This is a genomic window from Thermanaeromonas sp. C210, assembly GCF_013167955.1.
Taxonomy (GTDB): Bacteria; Bacillota; DSM-521; order Neomoorellales; family Neomoorellaceae; genus UBA12545.
Map to the genome: position 1 here is coordinate 815,648 of NZ_BLWF01000001.1, position 20,969 is coordinate 836,616.

Sequence of the window (20,969 nt, forward strand, 5' to 3'; positions counted from 1 at the left end):
GGGGTTCTTTAGGCGCTGTATGCTGACCGCAGCATCTCGGCCACCTTGGCCGCGGTGATGCGGTAGGGCACCAGGGCAAAGCCGGTGTCGGCCACTACCATGGGCGCCACCCCCAACACATCCTCCAGGGGAATGCCGAGCTGCTGCAGATTGGGGATGTCTACCGATTTAATGAGGGCCCGCAGGGCATCGCGGGCAACGGCTCCGATTTCCTCCGGGGAGGCATTTTCTTCGACCTCTGCTCCCAGGCACTCGCAGATCATCCGCACCTTCTTGTATTCCGTCTTGGCGGCATATTCTATTACCTCGGGCAGGGCTACCCCGCAGGCAACGCCGTGGGGAAGGTGAAAGCTGGCGCCCAGGGTGTGGGCTATAGAATGACCGAGGTGGACCAGGGCGTTGGTGAAGGCCATGCCCGCGAACATGGAGGCCAGCAGCATATTCTCCCTGGCCTCGAGGTTGGAACCGTCACGGTAGGCTATAGGGAGCCATTTGGCGATCAACCTTATGGCTTCCCGTGCCAGGGCGTCGGAAAGGGGATTGGCCTGGCCGCCGGTCATGGATTCCACGGCATGGGCCAGGGCGTCTACGCCGGTTGCCGCGGTCATCTTCGGGGGCAGGCCCAGGGTGAGGTCCGGGTCTAGGATGGCCAGCGAACCCAGACAGACCGGGCTGACTACACTGTCCTTTTTCCCCAGGGAGGTGCAGGAGATGACACACATGTGGGTAACCTCGCTACCCGTGCCGGCGGTAGTGGGAATGAAAACCATGGGTACGCCTGGCTTCAAGTTCTTTTGAACGCCGAAATACCTCATGATGGGAGGCTCGTTGTTCATCAGCACGTTAATGGCCTTGGCCGTGTCCATAGAACTTCCACCCCCCACGGCCACGATGCCGTCTATCTGTTCGCGCCGCGCCATTTCGGCGGCCTGCTCCACCATGGTATCGGGGGGATCGGGAAGTACGCCGTCAAAGCAGACGGTTTCCAGGCCGGCATTTTGAATATTCTCTACAATAGTGCCCGCGATGCCGGCGGCCTCAATACCCTTGTCGTACACTACGAGGACTTTCCGGCATCCCAATTCGCGGACCTTCAGGCCGGTACGCAGGGATGCGCCGCTGCCCATGAGGACGGGAACAAAGATGTTAAATGAGGTGATCATTATTATGCAGCCTCCCCTTTGTAGAATTCGGAAATCACAGGCAGTAATATATATTTGTCCGTTATGTAGGATATCATAACGGTTGCCTGTCGGAATATATTCACCCTTGACAAAAAAGGGCGGGCATATTTGTGCAAGTTGTGCTAATCGCATTGCACGTACCACGTGGCAGATAGTATACTTATTTCAGTAACCGCGTCGTGGCGACAGGGCGGATAAGAAGGGGAAAAACCGGGGGAAGGGGTAGAGGTGCTTTACCGGGAACTGATAGAGAAGCTGCGGGAGAGATACGAAATAGAGCCGGTGGTGGAGGGAGAGGCCCGGTCCGTTACGGATATTCGCCTCCTGGACGGGGAGGAAAAGCAGTGGAATGAATATGTGCTCTATGTGGGGAGCTGTGGGGGGTTGAAGAATCCGCCGGATCGGCCTATTATGTTGCTTTCGGTGGGGGACCCGCCACCCCTTCCCGGGGGAAGCAGTTGCGCCCGCATTAGGGCCGACGATATGTGCAGTTTGTTCAATGCGGCGAAGGACTTGATTTGCGGGGACCTGCGTAAAGAGGCCGTTTTCTTTGAGCTGGCGCAGATGGCCGCCCGGGAAAAGAACGTGGAGCACATCATTAACGCTGCCGCCGCCTTCCTTGGGAACGCCCTGATTTTGGTGGATGCGGGTCAGAGAGTGCTGGCCTATGCGACAAACTACGAGATCGTAGACCCCCTCTGGGCGGAAAACGTAAGGAGAGGGTACTGCTCCTACGAGTTTGTGCAAAGGGTGCGCTCCAGCCGGGACATGAGGGAATGGAGCCGATACGGTAACGAAACGCGGTTGATAACCCTGCCCGTAGACCGGCAGCCGAAGCTCGTGGCGCGGGTTACCCACGAGGACCACGTCATAGGCGCCCTGGTCATGATCGTCCACCACACTCCGGTGGGGAACCTTCACCTCCGGCTACTTCCCCTGATCGGGAAACTCCTCTTTGCCGTCTTAAACCGGGATTCTTCCTACGAACAGTCGTACCATTCTGCCTACGGTGCCATCTTATACAACCTCCTGGACGACGAGAACATTTCCAACACCCTGGAGTACATTGAGGCCGCGGGACTCAGGTTTCCACCGGAAATGCGCGTGGTAGTTGCCCGTTTCCTTCGCATTCCCGAGAACCGCTATTTGAAGCACACTTTCACCCTGCAGCTCAAGCGCATCTTTCCCGAAGGGCATGCCGTGGTTTACAAAAGCTATATAGGGATTGTGGTCCCCTCTGTTTCCGCTGCCCAGAGGGAAGAGCTTATTATGCTGGCCAAGAACGAAGAGGTAGATATAGGCATAAGCTGGCCTTTCTCCGATATTGCAGAATTCAAGAGGCATTTCAATCAGGCGGTGGCAACTATCAAGCTGGCGCACCGCTTCGGCCTGACCGGGCAGGTCCTGGACTACAGCGATTTTTACTACTATGACCTTTTGAACAACTACGCCGGAGGGGTTCCGCTGGAACATTTCTGCCATCCGGCCTTACGGGTGTTGCGCGAGTACGACAGGGACAACAATACAGATCTGTACAGCACCCTGCGGGCCTATCTGGAGTGCAACTTAAACCAGTGCGCCGCGGCGAAAGCGCTGTTCATACACAGAAATTCTCTGATTTATAGGATTAAACGGATCCAGCAGCTCACAGGGCTGGACCTCAATGATCCTAAGGTGGTTCGTTCTCTCATGGACTCCTTCAGGATCGATACCTTTCTTAATTCCGCCACAAGGATTCCCCTTCAGGGCGGGACGCCGCGCTCCTGACTGATCTCCAAGCCCGGGAGGGCCTGTTTCCCCGGCCGCGTTCACCTTAAGGGCTGCCGGTGCAGGCTAATAAACGGTACCGGCCAGGGGAAGGCTAAGTTGCACAAATATTTCTGCCCCCCGCCAAATATATATGAAGGCAGGAGCCATTTAAGGGCCGGAGGGGCAGCGGTGTTGGTTTTCCGAATCCGGGCGGGTCGGGTGGCCCTGGTGGGCTGCGGTTTGTTCCTGTTCGTGTTGGCTATTTTGTTTTTGGCGGCGAGCAAGTCCCGGGTGGGACGCATTTTAACCACGGCCGCCGAACGGGTGGAGGAAGGGGAAACCCTCAGGGACATTACCGCGGTCCGCCGGGAGCTGGAAGATATCTTTAAGTTCCGGGTGCAGGCCCTGGTGGAGGGCGACACCGGCGGCCTGGAGAAATTCTACGATACTTCCGAGACTACCGGGCGCTGGGCCTTAAACCACGAAATCGGCCGCAGCCGGTATGTCCAGGGTTGGCTGGGCAAGCGCGACCTGGAAGTGGCAGGGAAGCTGCTGCACCTTAACATAGTAGACGCCGGGTTTAAGGACGATCAGCATGCCTGGGCTTCGGTGGCCCAGCACCTCATTCTCCAGTATCGGCCGCGGAACACCGGTCAGGCTGTGGTGAGCGAGATGGGCTTGCGGACCATTCACTGGGTAGAGCTGGTGGAGAAGAACAACCGGTGGCTGATCCAGAAGGACTGGTACTGGGACCCCTTTGAGAACGAGTCTCTGACCCCAGACATTGCTCCCCGTCCCGCAGGGGGAGCCGAGACGGCCCGGCCGCCGGACCCGGTCACCCCGGACAGCAGCCGCGGGCAATATAACCGGGAGGCCGCCGTGCGCTACGCGGAGCGCTACAGCGGCGTGCGGATGGGTCCCGGCGACGGGCGGTATAATCCGGCCTACAAGGATTTCACCTATGAGGGGGGCGACTGCGCCAACTTCGTCTCCCAGGTTTTGACGGATAAGAAGGCCGGGGGCCTCCCAACGGACTGGAACTGGTTCTACAGCCGGGGAGAAGGAACGGCAGCCTGGGTCCAGGCCGAGGCCCTGGTCCACCACTTAACCGGCGCCGGGTTGGCCGCCCTCGTCGGGCGCGGCGACCTGGAAGAAGTGTGGGAAGCAGTCGACCTGCTGCAGCCCGGCGACGTGATAGGCTACGAAGAGGATGGGGAGATAGTCCACGTTTCGGTGGTAGTAGGGCGGAACGCCCAGGGGTACGTGGTGGTGAACAGCCATACGGCCGACCGCTACCATGTTCCCTGGGATATGGGCTGGGAGCGGGAGCACCGCTACTGGCTCCTTCATATTACCTATTAGCGTATTGTGAACCAATGATTTCCTTGACTTTTATTCCCTGAAGGGGAAAAATACTTATAGGTGCTAAAAAGACGGGAGGGTCAGCTTATGGAGCTATACGAAGCAATACGCAGACGCCGTAGCATACGGAAGTATAAACCGGATATGGTGCCCCGGGAAACGATAGCCCGCCTCTTAGAAGAGGCCATGTGGGCGCCTTCGGGCCTGAACTGGCAGCCGTGGGAGTTCATGGTAATAACAGGTCCTAAAAAAGACGAGCTTGCCGCCAGCTACGGCCGGATAACGGAATTCGGCTTTCCCCCGGCCGGCCAGCGTTCACCGGCCCAGGAGAACTTCATCCGGTGGGCCAAGACCCTGGGCGGGGCGCCGGTGGCCATTGTGGCCTTGACGCCGGCCTATGGGGATCCGTCCGTCAGGAAGATGAACCTGGAAAGCGTCTCGGCGGCCTTTGCCTACCTGCTGTTGGCCGCCACGGCCGAAGGGCTGGGCACCTGCTGGATGACCGGGCCTTTACGCAACGAAAAGGAAATCAGGCGCATTCTGGAAATCCCTGATGATAAGGAGATTGTAGCCATCACTCCCCTCGGCTACCCGGACGAGGAACCGGCTCCTCCACCGCGGAAGGACCAGCAAGGGAAAATCCAGTGGATCGGCTTCTAGGGTCGAACTCGAGGCACATAACCCCCTTCAGGGCGGGGAATAATGGTAAGAGAGAGCCTGCGCAGAAGGGGGGTAATGTGCTTCCATGGTCGAAGTGGCGGAGATGGGCTGGCAGAAGTGGAAGGATACTCTGGCAGCAGCCATAAATGTGGGAAGTATGATGGGCATTAACGAAGATACTATGGGCAACATCGCCTACCGGATAGGGAACTTTCTGGCCGATAAGGTAGACCCCGCTAACCGGGAGCAAAGGGTGCTCAAAGAGCTATGGGATGCGGCTGATGAGGGCCAGAGGCGTGTTCTGGCCGAGGTTATTACGCAAATGGTGAGCGACGGGCGGCGGGAGAATAAGCTTATGTGAAGGGGAGAGGGGAGCCGTCGGGCTCCCCTCTCCGTGTGCTTGCTCTTAGAGTTCTTTGATGGCCTCGCTGGGGCAGGATTCGATGGCTTCCCGGGCGCAATCCTCGGCATCTTCGGGCACTTCATTGACGATGGCGTGGGAAAGACCCTCATCATTCCAGTCAAAAACTGCCGGGCAGAGGTCGATACACGCTCCGCAGGCAATGCAAAGATCCTGGTCGACGTAAACTTTCATCCTCTCCTACCTCCCACCATATATAGTTTCCAAAAGCATTAGCTATTTTTTGCGGCTCCCAGGGTTTTCATACTCCTACCCCTTCTATGCTCGTTCTATGCTGACCTAATGAGTCGCTTCCTTGGTGCGGGGAGTCTTTACCCACACCTGGGGCTGACGGTTGAGCAGTTTCATGACGGACGCCGCAGTGTAGGGAAGCGGCAAGAAAAAGCTCGCAATGGGCAGGGCCAAAAGCTGCAGGGCTCCCAGGATTTGCTCGTACCAAGGCACGGGCGCCATGAGCCGCCGGAAGTGGAAAAAGACGCAAAAGGTAAAGGCGTAATAGACAAGAACAATGCACTGCAGTCCTTTGCGGACCGCAAAGGGAAGAACCGAAGCATCGAGGTAGCCGTTGATTCCCAGATACAAGAAGATCAGGGGAATCATGACCGCGCTCTGGTAAAGGGTCCATTCTCCCTGGCCCTTCCAGAAGAGATTGTACAACAGGGGCCCCCGCCTCTCCCAGTCATAGTGGTAGGCCAGGCGGAACTTGTCGCAGACCTGCAGGTGGCCGCTTCCCCACCGCAGGCGCTGGCGGTAAAAGGCGTAGAAGGTGGAAGGGGTCTGCTCGGTACTGTAGAAAGGGAAGTACTCGGCCCAGACCCCGGTTTCCAGGTAAGCCCGCACTCCCAGCTCCAGGTCTTCGGTCAGGGCCCGGTGGTCGTAACCTCCGATGCGCTCCAGGAGGCGGCGGCCTACGAAGAGATTGGTACCCCCGACGAAGGGGAGGCGCTTCATCAAAATAGGCATGTACCACTTGTGGGAGATAGCCTGGTAGAGGGCCGCCACCTTGGTTATAAACCCGAGCTGGAAGAAGTTGCGCACCTGGAAGACCGGCCCCTGCCAGATCCTTTCCCGGGGATCCTGCAGGTAAGACCACGCTATGTAGAGGAGCACTTTTTCTTCCGGGTGGCTTTCTGCGTCGTAAAAACCGCAGATTACCGTCCGCTCATCCACTGCGGACAGGCCGTAGTTGAGGGCCCGGCCTTTAGTAGAAGGGACGGATCGCCCTACGCAAAACCCGCGGTAGCGCCCGTCGAAATCGTAGGGCACCGTGCAGTGCTTCAAGCGGGGCACATGGGCGCGTCCGGAGAACTCCCTGATTTTAGCCTCCACCACGTCCTGGGTCGTGGGTTCATCGGTGCCGGCCTCCTGCCGGGCGAGGAGTTCTTTTTCATCGGTGATGACGATAATTTCGTACCGGTCTTTAGGATATTCCAGAGAAGCTAAATGTTCGATGGTGTTGGCGATTACTTCGGCCTCGTTGCGGGCCGGGACCAGGATGGAAATGAAGGGTACCTCCAAACCCTTTTCCCGGGCCAGGGCTTCCACCTTGGCCACGCTGAGCTGAGGCCTCTTGTTCCAGAAGTGTTTGTTAGCATGCCACCGCCAGAAAAAATACCTCACGAACAAGCCGAAGAAAAGCAGATAGAAGCCAACGCCGACTAAGTAAAGGATCTGCGCCCATTCTAGCCCAGTTTCCCAATCCATTTTTTCTCCCCCATTTTCTGGGTATTATTCAATCCCTATAAATTATAACACCCGCCGGGCTTATTACCAATTCCTCAATTTTTCTCCTGGGCCAGTTTTCCCTTTCTGGGTTGATTGTATCCTCCTGTACCCCGGCAATCTCGGAGTTCCTCGGTATCTTGTTCCGTGAGGCCCTTGTGCTGAACCATCACATTCCGGCCCCACCGGGGAGGCCGGAGGAAAAAAAGAAAAGGGCTTAAATGTTGACAAGACATGCCGTTAATATCTATACTGTGTTTGAAAATACTATGGCTTTGCCCCCAAGACAGGTGGTAAACAGCGAAATGCGGGTATGCGGTCCCAAGATAAGGCAGCTAAGGGAAGAGCGGGGTTACTCCCTTCAGGACCTGGCGCGGAGGGCGGAGCTCTCCGTTTCCTACCTGAGTGAAATCGAACGGGGGACCAAGAAGCCCTCCCTGAAAACCTTGGAGCGGATAGCAGGGGCTTTAAACGTTCCCCGGGAACAGCTGGTGGAGGCCGACCACCCCCGGGGTCTGGATTTAGGCCAGCGGCTCCGCCTTCTGCGGGAAAAGGCAGGGCTTTCCCTGACGCAGTTTGCCTCTAAGGTGAACATATCCCCTTCCTACCTGAGCGAAATCGAGCGCGGCAACGTGTACCCGGCGTTGGACACCATTAAAAGGCTGGCCGAAGGGTTAAAGGTACCTTTAAGCGTGCTCTGGGGTCAGGGGGAAACCCTGGGCCAGAAACTGAGGCTGGCCAGGGAGGAACAGGGGTTGACTCAGGCCGAACTGGCCAAGGCGGCGGGCGTTTCGGCCGGCCTGGTGGGGCAGATAGAGCAGGGGAAAGTCCAGCCATCCCTCAAAACCCTGGAAAAGTTGGGCGCCGTCCTGGGGATTTCTCCTTGTTATTTTATTGCCGACGATACCGGAGTGGAAGAAATTTTACACCAGATGAGCGCCGAGGTGCGCTGCCTGCTCATGGATCCCAAAGTCCAGTCCATTTTGCGTATGGTTTGCAATTGTACCGAAAAGGAGTTGAGGTTTATCCTCAACTTCATCCAGCTCTACAAGCGCAGCCATTAATTCTCTAGAGCTTCAACTCTTCGATGACCCGGCGCAGGGTATCGGCTGAATGTTGAAGGGCCAGCCGCTCTCCCGGGGCCAGGGGTAAGGGCAGAACACCCAGGCGCCCCTCCCGGCCTATGATGCACGGGAGGCTTACAGCTACTTCCTCCTGGAGGCCGTAGAGATCTTTGATGACGCTGGAAACGGTGAGGACCCGCTTCTCGTTGTGCAGGATAGCCTCGGTTATGCGGGTTAACGCCAGGGCTACGCCGTAGGAGGTATATCCTTTGCGCCGGATAATTTCGTAGGCGGCTTCACGCACCTGGTGGCTGATCTCTACCTTGAAGAGGTCGCGATCCTGCAAGGTTTCAGGGAGGGGAAATTCGTCCAGGCCTATCCCGGCAATGTTGGTGAGGCTGAAGAGGAGAACCTCTGTATCTCCGTGTTCACCAATTACGTAGCCGTGGATGTTGCGGGGGTCGATCCCTAACTTCAGGCTTAGGAGGTGGCGGAAGCGGGCGCTGTCCAGCACCGTTCCGGATCCCAACACGCGGGAGGGTGGAAGGCCGGAAACCTTCCAGGCGACGTAGGTCAGGACATCCACCGGATTGGTGACCATGAGGATGACGGCCTGGGGACAGTGCTCTAAGATTTCCGGCAGGGCTTCCCGGACGATGGCGGCGTTGCGGTGGACTAAATCCAGGCGGGTTTCCCCCGGCCGCTGGTTGGCCCCGGCGGTAAAGATGATGACCCGGGAACCGGCACAATCCCTGGGCTCGCCGGCGCGGATTTTTACCGGACGAATGAGGGTGGCTGCATGGGACAAGTCGAGGGCCTCTCCCTCGGCTTTGGCTTTGTTAATGTCTACCAGCACTATTTCCCCCACTACACCGCTGAAGATGAGGGCAAAGGCGGTGCTGGTTCCGACAAAGCCGGCGCCAATTATGGCTACCTTACCTGTGCTCTCTTCGAGCATGCCCTCACCCCCCTGGTAACCTGGGCACTATGATCTTAAGTCTTAGTCTAACTTTTTTAGGGCAGGCTATACCGTAAATGAACTTAAACCAGCTAGAAACTTTTGTGGTTACCGTAGAGAAAGGCACCCTTTCGGCGGCTGCCGAAGAGCTGCACCTCACTCAGCCGGCGGTCAGCAAACACTTGAAAGCCCTGGAAGAAACCTTCGGCCTCCGGCTCCTGGAACGTTCGGGCCGGGAGGTGAGGTTGACCGAAGGAGGGCGCATTTTTTATCGCCGGGCCCGCGAGGTCTTGCGTTTGCTGGAGCAGTTGCGGCGGGAACTGGCCCAGGTGAGCAAGCTGGTGAGGGGAGAACTGCTCCTGGGGGCCAGCACCATACCGGGCCAGTACGTGTTGCCCCATGTGATAGGCCGTTTTAAGGGGCGGTATCCCGGGGTGGAGGTAAAGTTGATCATCGGGGGTTCGGAGGATATTCTTCGCCGCCTGGGGGAAGGGGAAATTGAGATAGGGGTAGTGGGAGCCGAGGAGCGGAGGAAGGGCTTTCTTTACCGGCCGTTGGTCAAGGATGAGTTAGTCTTGATCCTACCCCCCGACCACCCGTGGGCCGGCAGGCGTTCCCTGGAGGCGGCGGAGCTGGCCGGCGCTGACTGGGTGTGCCGGGAAGAGGGTTCCGGTACGCGCAAGGTGGTGGAGGAGCGGCTCCGGGACGCCGGCGTGGTTCTGCCGCCGGCCAGGATTGTGATGGAGCTGGGAAGCACCGAGGCCGTCGTAAGCGCCGTGGAAGCCGGGCTGGGGGTTTCCATTGTGAGCCGCTGGGCGGCGGAAAAGTCTTTGAAGCTGGGCCGGCTGGCTACGGTTCCGGTGGCAGGGGTTGATTTGGAACGCCATCTTTTTCTGGTACACCGCGCCCGGGAGCTGAGTCCGGCAGCTTCCGCCTTTTGGGAATTCGTCCTGGGTTCGTTATAAGAGAGGGGAGGCTTTTAGGAGAAGATGCGGATCTTTGAGTTACACCGTCGTCACCGGGGGAGGGAGCAGGAGGCCGCCCTTATCTACCAGGGCCGGGTAATTACCTACGGGGAACTCGACCGCCGGGTCAACAACTATACCGGGTACCTGCAGTCCCTGGGGCTGGCACCGGGTGAAAGGGTGGCCTTGTGCGCCCCCAATTCTCCCCAGTTCGTCTACAGCTATCTGGGGGCCAGCCAGGCGGGAGCGGTGGTCGTGCCCCTGAATCTGATGCTGACGCTGGAAGAAATAGGATACATTCTCCGCGACTCGGGAGCGGGTACCTTGATACTGCACCCGGCGGTCCTGGAGCGGCTGCAGGGCCGGGAGGTTCCCTCACCGCAAGACCTGGGGATTAACCGTTTGATCGTTCTTAATGAAGAAACCTGCCGGGCCATCGCCGCGGCCCCGGATCCCGCAGCCGTGCCGGTTCGGAGCAGCGAGGTGTGCACCTACCTCTATACCTCCGGCACCACCGGACGGCCTAAGGGAGCCATGCTTACCCATGACAATTTGGTGGCTAACGTCCTGGCCCTGGAAGAGGTGTCCCATTTCGGCCCCGAACACAACTTCCTGTGTGTTTTGCCCATGTTTCACAGCTTTTCCTGGACGGTCAACGTTCTGCTGCCCCTCTACCTGGGCGCCCGGGTGACCGTCAAGGAGTCCTTCCAGCCCAAGGACATCTTCCGCACCCTGGTAGAAGAAGACATTACTATCTTTTGCGGCGTGCCGGCCATGTTTACTGTCTTGTGGCGCATGGGGGACAAGGGGCGGTTTAAAGCTTTAAGATATGGTATTTCCGGAGGCGCTCCCCTGCCGCCTAAGGTCCAGCGGGGCTTTGAAGAAAAATTCAGCTGTCCCCTGGTAGAGGGCTACGGACTTTCCGAGGCTTCGCCGGTAGTGGCCTTAAATCCCCTGTACGGGCTGCGCAAACCGGGTTCTATAGGCCTGCCCCTGCCGGGGGTAGAGGTTAAAGTGGTAGATGACAACGATAATGAGGTGCCGCGGGGAGAAGTGGGTGAGCTGGTGGTACGCGGGGCCAACGTTATGCAGGGCTACCACAATCTCCCGGAAGAAACGGCCGGCACCTTAAGGGGCGGCTGGCTACATACCGGAGATCTCGCACGGCAGGATGAAGACGGCTACTTATATGTGGTGGACCGCAAGAAGGACGTTATAATCCTTAGCGGGTTTAACGTTTATCCCCGGGAAATAGAAGATGTGCTCCTCACCCACCCGGCGGTGCAGGACGCAGCCGTCATTGGGGTGGGGGACCCTTTAAAGGGAGAGACCATTAAGGCCTTTATCGTCCTGCGGGAGGGGGCGGAAGTCAGGCCTCATCAGCTCCAGGAGTTTTTAAAGGAGCGGCTGGCGGCTTACAAGATACCCCGTCAATGGGAGTTTGTGGAGGAGCTGCCCAAGAATGCTACGGGGAAGGTGCTAAAGAAGCTGTTACGGGCTAAAGAAACAGGCAGGGAAGGATTGAGCAGGTGAAAGCCGGAGGCATTGCCCTGGCAGGCGGAAAAAGTTCGCGCATGGGTACCAACAAGGCCTTGCTGTCCGTGGGCCGGGAAACTATGCTGGGAACCATTGTATCCGTGTTGAAGTCCTTGTTCCCGGAGACCCTGGTGGTGACCAATGAACCGGAATTGTACCGGGATTTAGGGGTGAAACTGGTAGGGGACATCTTTCCGGGCATGGGGCCTCTGGGGGGAATCCATGCCGGCCTGGTGGCCTCCTCCTTCTGGCATAACTTTGTGGTGGCCTGCGATATGCCCTTTTTGGAGCCCGGGCTGATTGCTTATATGCTGGAGCAGGCTGAGGGCTACGATGTAGTGGTCCCCCGGCTGGGCGGTTACCTCCAGCCCTTGCATGCCGTCTATTCCAAAGGTTGTCTACCGGCCATTGAAGACTGCCTGCGGAAGGGCGTTACCAAGATTATTGCCTTTTACCCCGAGGTGCGGGTCCGCTATATCGAGGGAGAAGTCCTGCAGAGGCACGGGGATCCGGCGGAGATCTTTTTTAACATCAATACGCCGGCGGACCTGGAGTGGGCCCGCAGCCGGGCTAGGGAGGGGGAGGAAAGGAAATGACCGAAGTGCTCCCCTGGGAAGAAGGACGGGCCCTCCTGTTGAGGGAGGCGGCCCCCCTCCCTCCCCTGAAGGTGCCTCTGCGGGAAGCCGCGGGAAGGGTCTTGGCCGAGGAAATTGTGTCCGGGGCTCCTTTTCCTCCCTTTGCCCGCTCCCTGGTGGACGGTTACGCCCTGGGGCCGGCGGCGGCCGGCTACCGGCTGGTAGGAGAGGTGCCGGCGGGAAGCCGCTATCCCGGCAGCCTGGCGGCGGGGGAGGCCGTGCGCATCTTTACCGGCGCCCCGGTACCTCCGGGGACGGTGACTGTCCTGCCCCAGGAGGTGGTGGAGCTCCGGGAAGATGGGAGGCTAGAGATCCCGGCTTCGCCCGTCGGCCTTCCGCCCCGGGGTTGCCTGCAGGTGGCGGGCAGCGAGGTAAGGGCCGGGGAGAAGGTCCTGACCCCGGGGACGGTGCTGGGGCCCGCCGAGATCGGTCTGCTAAGCGCTTTGGGCCGGGAAGAGGTTTGGGTTCACCCGGAGCCGCGGGTGGCCCTGGCGGCCGTGGGTACCGAGCTTAAAGAATTGGTGGACCGGACGGATAGGGAAGGCCTGGTGGCCAGCAATCTGTATGCCCTGGAGGCGGCTTTTCGCCTGGCCGGGGTCGAGGTGCACACCCTGCCGGTACTGCCCGACCGGATGCCGGCCTTGATGGGGGCCCTGGAGCCGTGGCTGGACAAGGCGGATCTGGTAATTACGACGGGCGGGGCAGGAGGAGGCGATTACGATTTGGCCGCCCGTTCCTTCCGAGGGCTGGGGGCCCGCCTCCTTTTTACCCGGTTGAATTACCGGCCGGGAGGGGGAGTAATCGGGGCCCGGAGGGGTCAGACCCTTTTGCTGGGCCTTCCGGGAACCCCCTCGGCGGCCCTGGCAGGCTTCTATCTCCTGGCCAGGCCGGTGGTGGAGGCTCTGGGGGGGAAACCTCCCGGGCCCCGGCGGTGCCGCGGGAAACTGGAGGGGCCCGTCGTCAGGGAGCGCCGCACCCGTACCTTTATTTTTGCAGAGGCACAGAACGACGGGGGCCTCTGGCGGGCTGCGCCGGTAAACGAGGGGCGGGGTCCCCTGCTGGCGGCATTGGGGGCGAATGCCCTTCTCGATGTGCCCCCGGGGAAGGAGCCTATACCAGCGGGGACGGAGGTAGATTTAATTCTTTTATAAGAGGAGTGAGGACATGGTCCCGATTATTTCGGTGGTAGGAAAGTCCGATACGGGGAAAACTACTCTGCTGACCAGATTGTTGCCCGAACTCAAGGCCCGGGGGTACCGGGTGGCCACCATTAAGCATGATACCCACGGCTTCGACATCGATAAGCCGGGTAAGGATACCTGGAAACATGCCGAGGCCGGGGCCGACATCGTAGCAATTTCTTCCCCGTCCAAGGTAGCCCTAATCGAGAAAGTGCCCCGGGAGCTCACGCTGGATGAGGTGGCCGAGCGCATCCGGGGTGTAGACCTCATTATCACCGAGGGGTACAAGCGGGGGAACAAGCCCAAAATAGAGGTTCACCGGGCGGCTGTCGGCGGCGATCTCCTCTGCACTGAAGAAGAGCTCCTGGCGGTGGTGACGGACGAACCGGTACCGGTGAAGGTTCCCGCCTTCGGCTGGGATGAGGTGGCCGGCCTGGCCGACCTCATCGAAGAGAAAATACTGGGCGCCGGTTCCCCTTCTCGGCGGCGGGAAAAAGGAATATAATAAACTAAATGGCAACCCTGCCGGGAGGTGGAGGATGTGGAGAAACCCTTGAGCGCCTACGATCGAGCCATTCTCCAGTTGGAGCAGGATATTATGCGCATGGGGGAGCACGTCCGCTCCAGCGTGGCCCAGGCTATGGAAGCCCTCGTAAAGCAGGATGTGGCCCTGGCCCGGCAGGTCATCGAAGGGGATGTACTTACCGACGACTGGAACTATTCCGTGGAAGAGAAGGCCCTGGAGCTCATTTCTCTGCAACAGCCCCTGGATAGGGATTTGCGCGCCCTGGCCACGGTTATGCGGGTGGGCCGTGAGCTGGAACGGGTGGGGGATTACGCGGAAAATATTGCGGAAACGGCCATCCGGCTGGCAGACAAAGGCCCCTACTTTAAACCCCTGGTGGATATACCGCGCATGGCCGAGTTGGCCCAGGCTATGCTGCACCGGAGCCTAGAGGCCTTCGTGGCCCGGTCTACCTCTACGGCTCGGGAAGTGATTCCTGCTGACGATGAGGTGGACCGCCTTTTTGAGAGCCTGTACGAGGAACTCATAGAGTATATGAAAAAAGGACCCCAATTCGTAGATCAGGCCAGCTACCTTTCCCTGGTCGCGCGCTACCTGGAGCGGATCGCCGACCACGCCGTCAACATCGCCGAAATGGTTATCTTCCGGGAAACGGGCATTCGACGCCCGGGCAGGATTCTCGAGGCCGAAACCCGTGATGCCCATGACCGTCGGAGGTCGTAAGCCAAGGTGGCCGCCTTTCACCTGTTGACCGGCCTGCTGGGGGGGCTGGCTCTTTTTATTTTCGGCACGAATCTGATAAGCGACGGCCTGCAAAAGGCGGCCGCGGCGGAAGTTCAGAAGCTTCTGGCCGCCTTTACCCGCTACCGGATTGCGGGGATGTTGGTGGGGCTCGCGGTAACCGTTTTCCTGCAGAGCAGCGCCGTAACCAGTGTCCTATTGGTGGGCTTTGTCAGTGCGGGTCTGATGAGCCTGGGGCAGGCCCTGAGCGTGATTTTAGGGGCGGCCATCGGTTCCACGGTTACCGTCCAGCTGATTGTTTTCCGGGTGAGCGGTTATGCGCCCTGGGCCCTTATCGGAGGGCTGGTCCCGTATCTCCTCGCTCAGCGCCGGCGCTGGCGCTATTTGGGTCAGGCCATTATAGGGTTTGGGCTGCTCTTTTACGGGGTGGCGGCCATGTCGGCCGCCGTGGAGCCTTTAAAGGATTTTCCCGCCCTGATAACCGGCCTAGAGAGGATGGCCTTCCGGCCGGGGCTCCTTTTTATGGTTTCTTCGTTATTCACGGCGGTGGTCCAGAGCAGCGCCGCGCCCGTGGCCCTGGCCATTTCCCTGGCCGGTCAGGGACTTATAGCCCTGGAGCCCGCCCTGGCCGTAGTCTTGGGCGCCAACGTGGGCACTACGGCCACCGGCCTTATTTCCAGCTTGGGGGCGTCCCGCGAAGCCAAGAGAGTGGCCCTGGCCCATTTCTTTTTTAAAACGGCCGGTGCCCTCCTTTTTTTGCCCCTCCTTCGTTACTTCGCTGAGCTGGCAGCCGCGACGTCACCCCTGGTAACTCGGCAAATAGCCAACGGCCACACTCTTTTTAACATCATCAACATGTTTATGTTTCTACCCTTTACCCCCCAGGTGGCCGGCCTGATGCGCCGGCTGCTCCCGGACGCTCCGCGGGTGGAAAGGGTTGCCAAGTACCTGGACGATAGCCTGCTGGAGGTGCCGGAGCTAGCCCTGGTCCAGGTCCGCTGGGAAATCCTGCGTATGGCGGAGTTGATACGCCAGGAAATGTTTCCCCGGGTTATGCAGCCCCTGCCTTTGCGGGAAGTGGACCTTACGAAGAAGCTCCGCGAGGTGGACAACGTTCTGGATTACCTATACCTGGTCATCGCCCGGTACCTGGCGCGCATGGCTGGCAGCCTGAACGACAAGGAGGTCATGGAGAGAGCGAAGCTTCTGTACGTGGCCAATGACCTGGAACACATCGGCGATATAGTTATCCAGATGGCCCGCCAATGGCTGAAGATAGAAGAAACCGGTATCGGTTTTTCCGAGGAGGGGCAGGCTGAACTCCAGGAAATGTACCGACAAGTGCAGGAGAACTTCGACCAGGCGCTGAAGGCCTTCGCCGACAACGATCACCGCCTGGCCGTGCAGGTGATCAAGCGTCATCCCCATATCCTTAAGATGGAGAAGGCGCTGCGCTTTTCTCATTTTCAACGCCTGCAGCAGGAAAACCGGCTAAGCCTGGAAACTACTTCGGTCCATATGGAACTCATCAATCACCTCCTGCGCCTGAATAGCCACAGCGTAAACATTGCCCAGGCCGTGATGGGGATTATTTAAGCATTGCAATGGTGCCCGGTAAGGTGTATGCTTAACTGGGCGCCAAGGCCTACAAAATATAGACTGAGGGGGTAGAAAGGCGTCAATGCAAGGTCTGTGGGTAACCGAGTTGCAGACACCGAGTCTTGCCCTGTCCTGCCGCGTCATCAAGACGTTGCACCGGGAGAGAACGCCGTACCAGGAACTGGCGGTGGTGGAGACCGAAGCCTTCGGCCGGATGCTCCTGCTGGACGATGTGATCCAGACCACGGTCAAGGATGAGTTCGTATATCATGAAATGATCTCCCATGTGCCCCTCAATACCCATCCCCATCCCCGGCAAGTCCTGGTGATAGGCGGGGGAGACGGGGGAGCCATCCGGGAGGTTATTAAGCATACTGAAGTGGAACGCGCTGTTCTGGTGGAGATCGATGCGCGGGTGGTGGCCAACGCCAGGGAGTATTTGCCGGAGATATCCTGCGGTCTGGACGATGCCCGGGTAGAGATAAGATTTGAAGACGGTATAGAGCACGTCCGGCGGCTCCGGGACCAGTACGATGTGATTATTGTAGATTCCACCGACCCGGTGGGCCCGGCGGTAGGCCTCTTTTCCCGGGAATTTTACCAGAATGTGTATCATGCCCTCAAGGCCGACGGCCTCTTTGTGGCCCAGACGGAATCGCCCTTTTTCAACGCCGCGTTTATACGCCGGGTACAGAGGGACATAGCCAGCGTATTTCCCGTGACCAGGCTTTACCTGGCCACCGTGCCTACTTACCCTGGGGGACTGTGGACCTTCAGCCTGGGCAGCAAGAAATACGATCCTGTGGAGGTGGATCCCCAGACAATTGCCCCCCTTCCCACCCGCTACTATTCTCCGGAAGTCCACAAGGCAGCCTTTGCCCTGCCGCCCTTTGTGCAGGAGATCTTGAGGCCGGGTGAAGAAGAGGAGCTTTTCTAATGCAGGATTTCGGCGGGGGAATAAGGTTCCTGCGCGGGGGGAGTTTCCTCGGAAGTAAGGAAGATTATGCCGGGGCGCGGGCCTGCCTCCTGGGTGTGCCCCTGGATGTATCCACGAGCTTCCGCCCCGGTTGCCGCTTTGGGCCTGCCGGCATTCGGGCCGTCTCCGATGTCCTGGAAGAATTCAGCCCGGCCGTCCGGCGGAGCCTGGGAGAAGTTCCTTTTTGCGATCTGGGTGATCTAGAGTTGATCCCGGGGGATATAGAAGAAAATCTCCGCCGGATAGAAGGGGCGGCGGAGGCGATGTTGGGGGACGGCAAGTTCTTCCTGGCCCTGGGAGGGGAGCACCTGGTAAGCTACCCTTTGATACGCGCCGTGCACCGCCGGTACCCGGACCTGGCGGTCATCCAGCTGGACGCCCATGCGGATCTTCGCGAAGAATACATGGGGAAACGCTACTCCCATGCTACGGTTATGCGGCTGGTGGCCGGGGATATAGGGCCGGCCAACCTGTATCAGTTCGGCGTGCGGTCCTGTACCTGGGAGGAGCTGGCTTACGGCAGCGAGGAAACCAACTTCTTCCTGGACAGGATTTTAGAGCCCCTGACCCGCCTGGTTCCCCAGTGGGCCGACCGCCCCCTGTACCTCAGCGTGGATATCGATGTCGTGGATCCGGCCTTTGCCCCCGGGACGGGTACCCCGGAGCCGGGAGGCTGCCGGCCCCAGGAGGTCTTTGAGGCCATCTACAGCCTGAAGGGAAGCCGGGTGGTGGCCATGGACCTGGTGGAGGTGTCTCCGCCCCATGATCCTGGGGACATCACCTCCGCTCTGGCGGCCAAGATTGTAAGGGAAGCCCTTCTGTGCTTCGGCTAAACAAAGGTGTCTGGGATACACATGGCCTTTAAGCCCGGGAACGGGAGGAAGACCTGGTCTACCCATGTCAGGGGGAGACCGGGTCTTTATTTTTAGTCTGCAAAAGGGTACCACAAAATGCCTGCCCCAAATTAAAATTCCAGAGGGGAAATGGGCGGAGAGGTCTTGCCAAAGAAACTATAAGGTGCTATAAAATACGGCCAGAGGCTGTAGTGGGAGAAGGGGAGGCCGCGGTTTTGAGGTATTCGGTGATTAAAGAAAACGATATTTTCCTGCTCTTTGACCGGCTAGGCGACGTTAGTAAAGCAGAAGAAGCGGGTTTAGGACTGTACACCAGGGATACCCGGTTTCTCAGCCGCATGGAGTGCTACCTTAACGGCCGCAAACCAACACTGTTGGATCTGAAAACCGAAGGAAATAACGAGGCCGTTGTGCTGGCGACTAACCCTGAGCTGACTACGGTCAGTGGTTCGGTATTGCCCCCTAATTCCTTGTTCATCCGGCGGCATTTATTCATTAGCGGGGGAGCCCTTTATGAAAGGATTCTTCTCCGTAACTACCACCGCCAGGAGATCGAAGTAAACCTGGATTTATATGTAGAGGCCGACTTTACGGATATTTTTGAAGTGAGGGGTTGTATTTCCGAGGAAATGGGCCGTAACCCGTCGGTTACCGTGGGCCGCCAGGAAATGGTTTTTCACTACCGGGGAGCCGATGGTTTGGCCCGGCGCACGGAAATAAAACTGGACCCAGCCCCGGATGCGGTGTCAGGGAAGGGAAGGTTGGGGTATCAGGTTAAGCTACCGGTGGACGGCACTTTCGGGATTACGGTCTTTGTGGCTCCTTTAATCGAGGGCGAGCCCCGCCCTTCTGTACAGAACACTACGGCTGTATTACGGTCTATAAAGAAATCCCGGCGGGAGTGGCTCCGGGGTTGTACGGAAATAGTTACCGACAATGCAGATTTTAACGCGTGGATAAAACAAAGTCTTAACGACCTCCGCGCCCTCATGGTCGACTTCGGAGACGGGTTGTTTCCCGTAGCCGGCATCCCGTGGTTTGCCGTTCCCTTCGGACGGGACAGTATTATTACTGCGGTGCAAACCCTTATGCTCAATCCGTCTATAGCCCGGGCCATCATCCGGACTCTGGCCAGGTATCAGGGGCAAAAGGTGGATCCTTGGCGCGATGAGCAGCCGGGTAAGATTCCCCACGAGATCCGGAGGGGAGAACTGGCCAATATCAAGCGGATACCCCACACCCCGTATTATGGGACTGTGGACGCCACTCCCCTTTTTCTGGTCTTGCTGTCGGAGTATTATCACTGGACGGGAGATGAGGCTTTTCTTCGCGAGTATCTCCCGGCAGTTGATTACGCCCTGGGCTGGATCGATCAATACGGGGACCGCGACGGGGATGGTTTCGTTGAGTACTTGAAGGAGTCCCCGGCGGGCATCGAGAACCAGGGGTGGAAGGACTCGGGCGATTCCATCGTCCACAAATCGGGTGCCCTGGCCGAGGCGCCCATTGCCCTGGCCGAGGTTCAGGGATATATATACGATGCCAAGGTAAAATGGGCAGCCATATTGGATAGGATGGGGTATTATGGTAAGGCAGCAGAACTGCGGCAGAGTGCCGGTAGTTTAAAGCAAAATTTCTTGCAGGCCTTCTGGATGGAGGGGGACGGGTTCATCGCCCTGGCTTTAGATAAGAATAAACGCCAGGTGGAGACGGTTGCCTCCAACGGGGGACACTGTCTGTGGTCCGGTTTACTGGACAAGCAGTCGGCCCAACAAGTGGTGAGAAGGCTGCTGGCCCCGGACATGTTTTCGGGATACGGGATCCGTACCATGAGCAGTAAAGCCCGGGCCTACAATCCCATCAGCTACCACAACGGCTCTGTTTGGCCCCACGACAATTCTCTGATCGTGATGGGGCTGGTGCGCTATGGTTTCCGGCAAGAAGCCAACCGGGTGATCGAAGGTTTGTTCCAGGCGGCCAGGTACTTTAATTATCGCCTACCCGAGCTGTTTTGTGGGTTTGCCCGGGAAGAGGGTCGCCCCGTACCCTATCCTGCTGCCTGCTCGCCCCAGGCCTGGGCGGCGGGCACGGTCTTCCTCCTCCTCCAGGCTATTCTCGGCCTGTTCCCCAGGGTAGCTGGGGGGGAGGTATTCCTGGATCCGGTCCTTCCGGAAAGCATATCCTACATGCGGGTAAAGAATCTGCAGGTGGGTTCGGGAACCGTGGACCTTTTGGTGCAGCGGGAGGGCGGCAGCTCTTGCTGGGAGCTGCTGAGGAACAGTTCGGGCCTCCGGATTGTAAGAGGCCTCACCCATACGGCCGCCTGAGGCATAAAATCCTTCGGGCCGCGTGTCAACTCACATAAAAACCTTACCGAAGGGAGAAGGCTCACTCAAATAAAGACCTAACCTAAAGAGCGATAGTAGAAGGGGGTACTATGTTCCATCATCTCCCTTTAGCTTTAGAGGGTATGCTGTATATGGGTCATTGTTTTAATGGACGGCTTGCTTTTGTTGAGAAGGCTCAGTATAACCTTTAGCGAGCAATTCCTCCAGTTGGCGGTGAAGTACAAGGGGATTAATAGCCTGGAGTTGGCGCTGGAATTTAGCGTTAGTATGAGGGTCTAGTATCCCGGCGTCTATTAAACGCTGCAAAGGGGTTCGAGCCGTATCATAGGTTTTGCGCACATAGGCACCTTGACGTTTCTTAGCAACTACTTTACGCATTGGTAAGAAAAGGTTAACATAGATATCCAAGTAGGCGTAGACCTGATTAAGCCAAGTAACGGCGTTAGGGGTGTCATAGCGTTCATAGCCGACGATATGCCGCACGAACT

The 20,969-nt window shown here is 58.4% G+C and carries 20 protein-coding genes; 15 read left to right on the forward strand and 5 right to left on the reverse strand.

What is annotated here, in order from left to right; genetic code table 11:
• Positions 1-8: 8 nt before the first annotated feature.
• On the reverse strand, positions 9-1,163 hold the full coding sequence (locus TAMC210_RS03900; RefSeq protein ID WP_173297463.1) for an iron-containing alcohol dehydrogenase: 1,155 nt from the start codon (positions 1,161-1,163) through the stop codon (positions 9-11).
• A gap of 249 nt (positions 1,164-1,412) precedes the next feature.
• Between TAMC210_RS03900 and TAMC210_RS03905 the strand changes: the two genes are divergently transcribed.
• From TAMC210_RS03905 to TAMC210_RS03920, 4 genes are all read left to right on the forward strand, one after another.
• A complete protein-coding gene (locus TAMC210_RS03905; RefSeq protein ID WP_173297464.1) occupies positions 1,413-2,951 on the forward strand; it encodes a PucR family transcriptional regulator in 1,539 nt (512 codons plus the stop codon).
• Positions 2,952-3,122: 171 nt separating this feature from the next.
• The gene (locus TAMC210_RS03910; protein ID WP_173297465.1) at positions 3,123-4,295 is read left to right on the forward strand and encodes an amidase domain-containing protein; all 1,173 of its coding nucleotides are present in this window, start codon (positions 3,123-3,125) and stop codon (positions 4,293-4,295) included.
• An 87-nt stretch (positions 4,296-4,382) separates the two neighbouring features.
• Entirely contained in the window at positions 4,383-4,955 is a 573-nt protein-coding gene (locus TAMC210_RS03915) for a nitroreductase family protein (protein ID WP_173297466.1), read from the forward strand.
• A gap of 85 nt (positions 4,956-5,040) precedes the next feature.
• Positions 5,041-5,316, forward strand: a complete 276-nt coding sequence (locus TAMC210_RS03920; RefSeq protein WP_254388489.1) for a DUF3243 domain-containing protein — start codon at positions 5,041-5,043, stop codon at positions 5,314-5,316.
• Between the two features lie 45 nt (positions 5,317-5,361).
• Here the strand turns inward: TAMC210_RS03920 and TAMC210_RS03925 are convergent, their stop codons facing one another.
• Both TAMC210_RS03925 and TAMC210_RS03930 read right to left on the reverse strand, forming a co-directional pair.
• Positions 5,362-5,550, reverse strand: a complete 189-nt coding sequence (locus tag TAMC210_RS03925; RefSeq protein WP_173297467.1) for a ferredoxin — start codon at positions 5,548-5,550, stop codon at positions 5,362-5,364.
• A gap of 105 nt (positions 5,551-5,655) precedes the next feature.
• Complete coding sequence (locus tag TAMC210_RS03930) at positions 5,656-7,080, reverse strand: glycosyltransferase (protein ID WP_173297468.1); 1,425 nt, start codon at positions 7,078-7,080, stop codon at positions 5,656-5,658.
• Positions 7,081-7,403: 323 nt separating this feature from the next.
• On the opposite strand from TAMC210_RS03930, the gene TAMC210_RS03935 reads away from it, so the two are divergent.
• Positions 7,404-8,162 (forward strand): helix-turn-helix domain-containing protein, encoded by a 759-nt coding sequence (locus TAMC210_RS03935; protein WP_173297469.1) that lies wholly within the window; start codon positions 7,404-7,406, stop codon positions 8,160-8,162.
• A 4-nt stretch (positions 8,163-8,166) separates the two neighbouring features.
• On the opposite strand, the gene TAMC210_RS03940 is transcribed toward TAMC210_RS03935, so the two are convergent.
• Positions 8,167-9,120: an L-lactate dehydrogenase gene (locus tag TAMC210_RS03940; protein ID WP_173297470.1), complete on the reverse strand. Its 954-nt coding sequence runs from the start codon at positions 9,118-9,120 to the stop codon at positions 8,167-8,169.
• Between the two features lie 77 nt (positions 9,121-9,197).
• Between TAMC210_RS03940 and TAMC210_RS03945 the strand changes: the two genes are divergently transcribed.
• The 10 genes from TAMC210_RS03945 to TAMC210_RS03990 all read left to right on the forward strand — a co-directional run bounded on the left by TAMC210_RS03945 (position 9,198) and on the right by TAMC210_RS03990 (position 20,460).
• Complete coding sequence (locus TAMC210_RS03945) at positions 9,198-10,085, forward strand: selenium metabolism-associated LysR family transcriptional regulator (protein ID WP_173297471.1); 888 nt, start codon at positions 9,198-9,200, stop codon at positions 10,083-10,085.
• A 24-nt stretch (positions 10,086-10,109) separates the two neighbouring features.
• Positions 10,110-11,618 carry a long-chain-fatty-acid--CoA ligase gene (locus TAMC210_RS03950; RefSeq protein ID WP_173297472.1) on the forward strand — a complete coding sequence of 503 codons (1,509 nt, stop codon included), beginning with the start codon at positions 10,110-10,112 and terminating at the stop codon, positions 11,616-11,618.
• The gene (gene mobA, locus TAMC210_RS03955; RefSeq protein ID WP_173297473.1) at positions 11,615-12,217 is read left to right on the forward strand and encodes a molybdenum cofactor guanylyltransferase; all 603 of its coding nucleotides are present in this window, start codon (positions 11,615-11,617) and stop codon (positions 12,215-12,217) included. Before TAMC210_RS03950 ends, mobA begins: the two co-directional genes overlap by 4 nt.
• Positions 12,214-13,407 (forward strand): molybdopterin molybdotransferase MoeA, encoded by a 1,194-nt coding sequence (locus TAMC210_RS03960; protein WP_173297474.1) that lies wholly within the window; start codon positions 12,214-12,216, stop codon positions 13,405-13,407. Before mobA ends, TAMC210_RS03960 begins: the two co-directional genes overlap by 4 nt.
• A 13-nt stretch (positions 13,408-13,420) precedes the next feature.
• Positions 13,421-13,942, forward strand: a complete 522-nt coding sequence (gene mobB, locus TAMC210_RS03965; RefSeq protein ID WP_173297475.1) for a molybdopterin-guanine dinucleotide biosynthesis protein B — start codon at positions 13,421-13,423, stop codon at positions 13,940-13,942.
• 36 nt (positions 13,943-13,978) lie between these two features.
• Entirely contained in the window at positions 13,979-14,686 is a 708-nt protein-coding gene (gene phoU, locus TAMC210_RS03970; RefSeq protein ID WP_173297476.1) for a phosphate signaling complex protein PhoU, read from the forward strand.
• Between the two features lie 6 nt (positions 14,687-14,692).
• A complete protein-coding gene (locus TAMC210_RS03975) occupies positions 14,693-16,300 on the forward strand; it encodes a Na/Pi cotransporter family protein (RefSeq protein WP_173297477.1) in 1,608 nt (535 codons plus the stop codon).
• 85 nt (positions 16,301-16,385) lie between these two features.
• On the forward strand, positions 16,386-17,240 hold the full coding sequence (gene speE / locus TAMC210_RS03980; RefSeq protein ID WP_173297478.1) for a polyamine aminopropyltransferase: 855 nt from the start codon (positions 16,386-16,388) through the stop codon (positions 17,238-17,240).
• A complete protein-coding gene (gene speB / locus TAMC210_RS03985) occupies positions 17,240-18,112 on the forward strand; it encodes an agmatinase (protein ID WP_173297479.1) in 873 nt (290 codons plus the stop codon). The genes speE and speB overlap by 1 nt, the downstream gene beginning before the upstream one ends.
• 236 nt (positions 18,113-18,348) lie before the next feature.
• Positions 18,349-20,460, forward strand: coding sequence for an amylo-alpha-1,6-glucosidase (locus TAMC210_RS03990; RefSeq protein WP_173297480.1), 2,112 nt, complete (start codon positions 18,349-18,351; stop codon positions 20,458-20,460).
• A gap of 165 nt (positions 20,461-20,625) precedes the next feature.
• Here TAMC210_RS03990 and TAMC210_RS13465 read toward each other — a convergent pair whose 3' ends face one another.
• On the reverse strand, positions 20,626-20,964 hold the full coding sequence (locus TAMC210_RS13465) for a hypothetical protein (RefSeq protein ID WP_254388490.1): 339 nt from the start codon (positions 20,962-20,964) through the stop codon (positions 20,626-20,628).
• Positions 20,965-20,969: the final 5 nt, after the last annotated feature.

Excerpts from the sequence above, each read along its gene's own strand:
- speE (WP_173297478.1), top strand. The coding sequence starts at position 16,386 with ATGCAAGGTCTGTGGGTAACCGAGTTGCAGACACCGAGTCTTGCCCTG.
- TAMC210_RS03915 (WP_173297466.1), top strand. The coding sequence starts at position 4,383 with ATGGAGCTATACGAAGCAATACGCAGACGCCGTAGCATACGGAAGTAT.
- TAMC210_RS03945 (WP_173297471.1), top strand. The coding sequence starts at position 9,198 with ATGAACTTAAACCAGCTAGAAACTTTTGTGGTTACCGTAGAGAAAGGC.
- TAMC210_RS03900 (WP_173297463.1), bottom strand. The coding sequence starts at position 1,163 with ATGATCACCTCATTTAACATCTTTGTTCCCGTCCTCATGGGCAGCGGC.
- TAMC210_RS03935 (WP_173297469.1), top strand. The coding sequence starts at position 7,404 with ATGCGGGTATGCGGTCCCAAGATAAGGCAGCTAAGGGAAGAGCGGGGT.
- mobB (WP_173297475.1), top strand. The coding sequence starts at position 13,421 with ATGGTCCCGATTATTTCGGTGGTAGGAAAGTCCGATACGGGGAAAACT.
- TAMC210_RS03930 (WP_173297468.1), bottom strand. The coding sequence starts at position 7,080 with ATGGATTGGGAAACTGGGCTAGAATGGGCGCAGATCCTTTACTTAGTC.
- TAMC210_RS03950 (WP_173297472.1), top strand. The coding sequence starts at position 10,110 with ATGCGGATCTTTGAGTTACACCGTCGTCACCGGGGGAGGGAGCAGGAG.
- speB (WP_173297479.1), top strand. The coding sequence starts at position 17,240 with ATGCAGGATTTCGGCGGGGGAATAAGGTTCCTGCGCGGGGGGAGTTTC.
- TAMC210_RS03960 (WP_173297474.1), top strand. The coding sequence starts at position 12,214 with ATGACCGAAGTGCTCCCCTGGGAAGAAGGACGGGCCCTCCTGTTGAGG.
- TAMC210_RS03920 (WP_254388489.1), top strand. The coding sequence starts at position 5,041 with ATGGTCGAAGTGGCGGAGATGGGCTGGCAGAAGTGGAAGGATACTCTG.
- TAMC210_RS03925 (WP_173297467.1), bottom strand. The coding sequence starts at position 5,550 with ATGAAAGTTTACGTCGACCAGGATCTTTGCATTGCCTGCGGAGCGTGT.
- TAMC210_RS03940 (WP_173297470.1), bottom strand. The coding sequence starts at position 9,120 with ATGCTCGAAGAGAGCACAGGTAAGGTAGCCATAATTGGCGCCGGCTTT.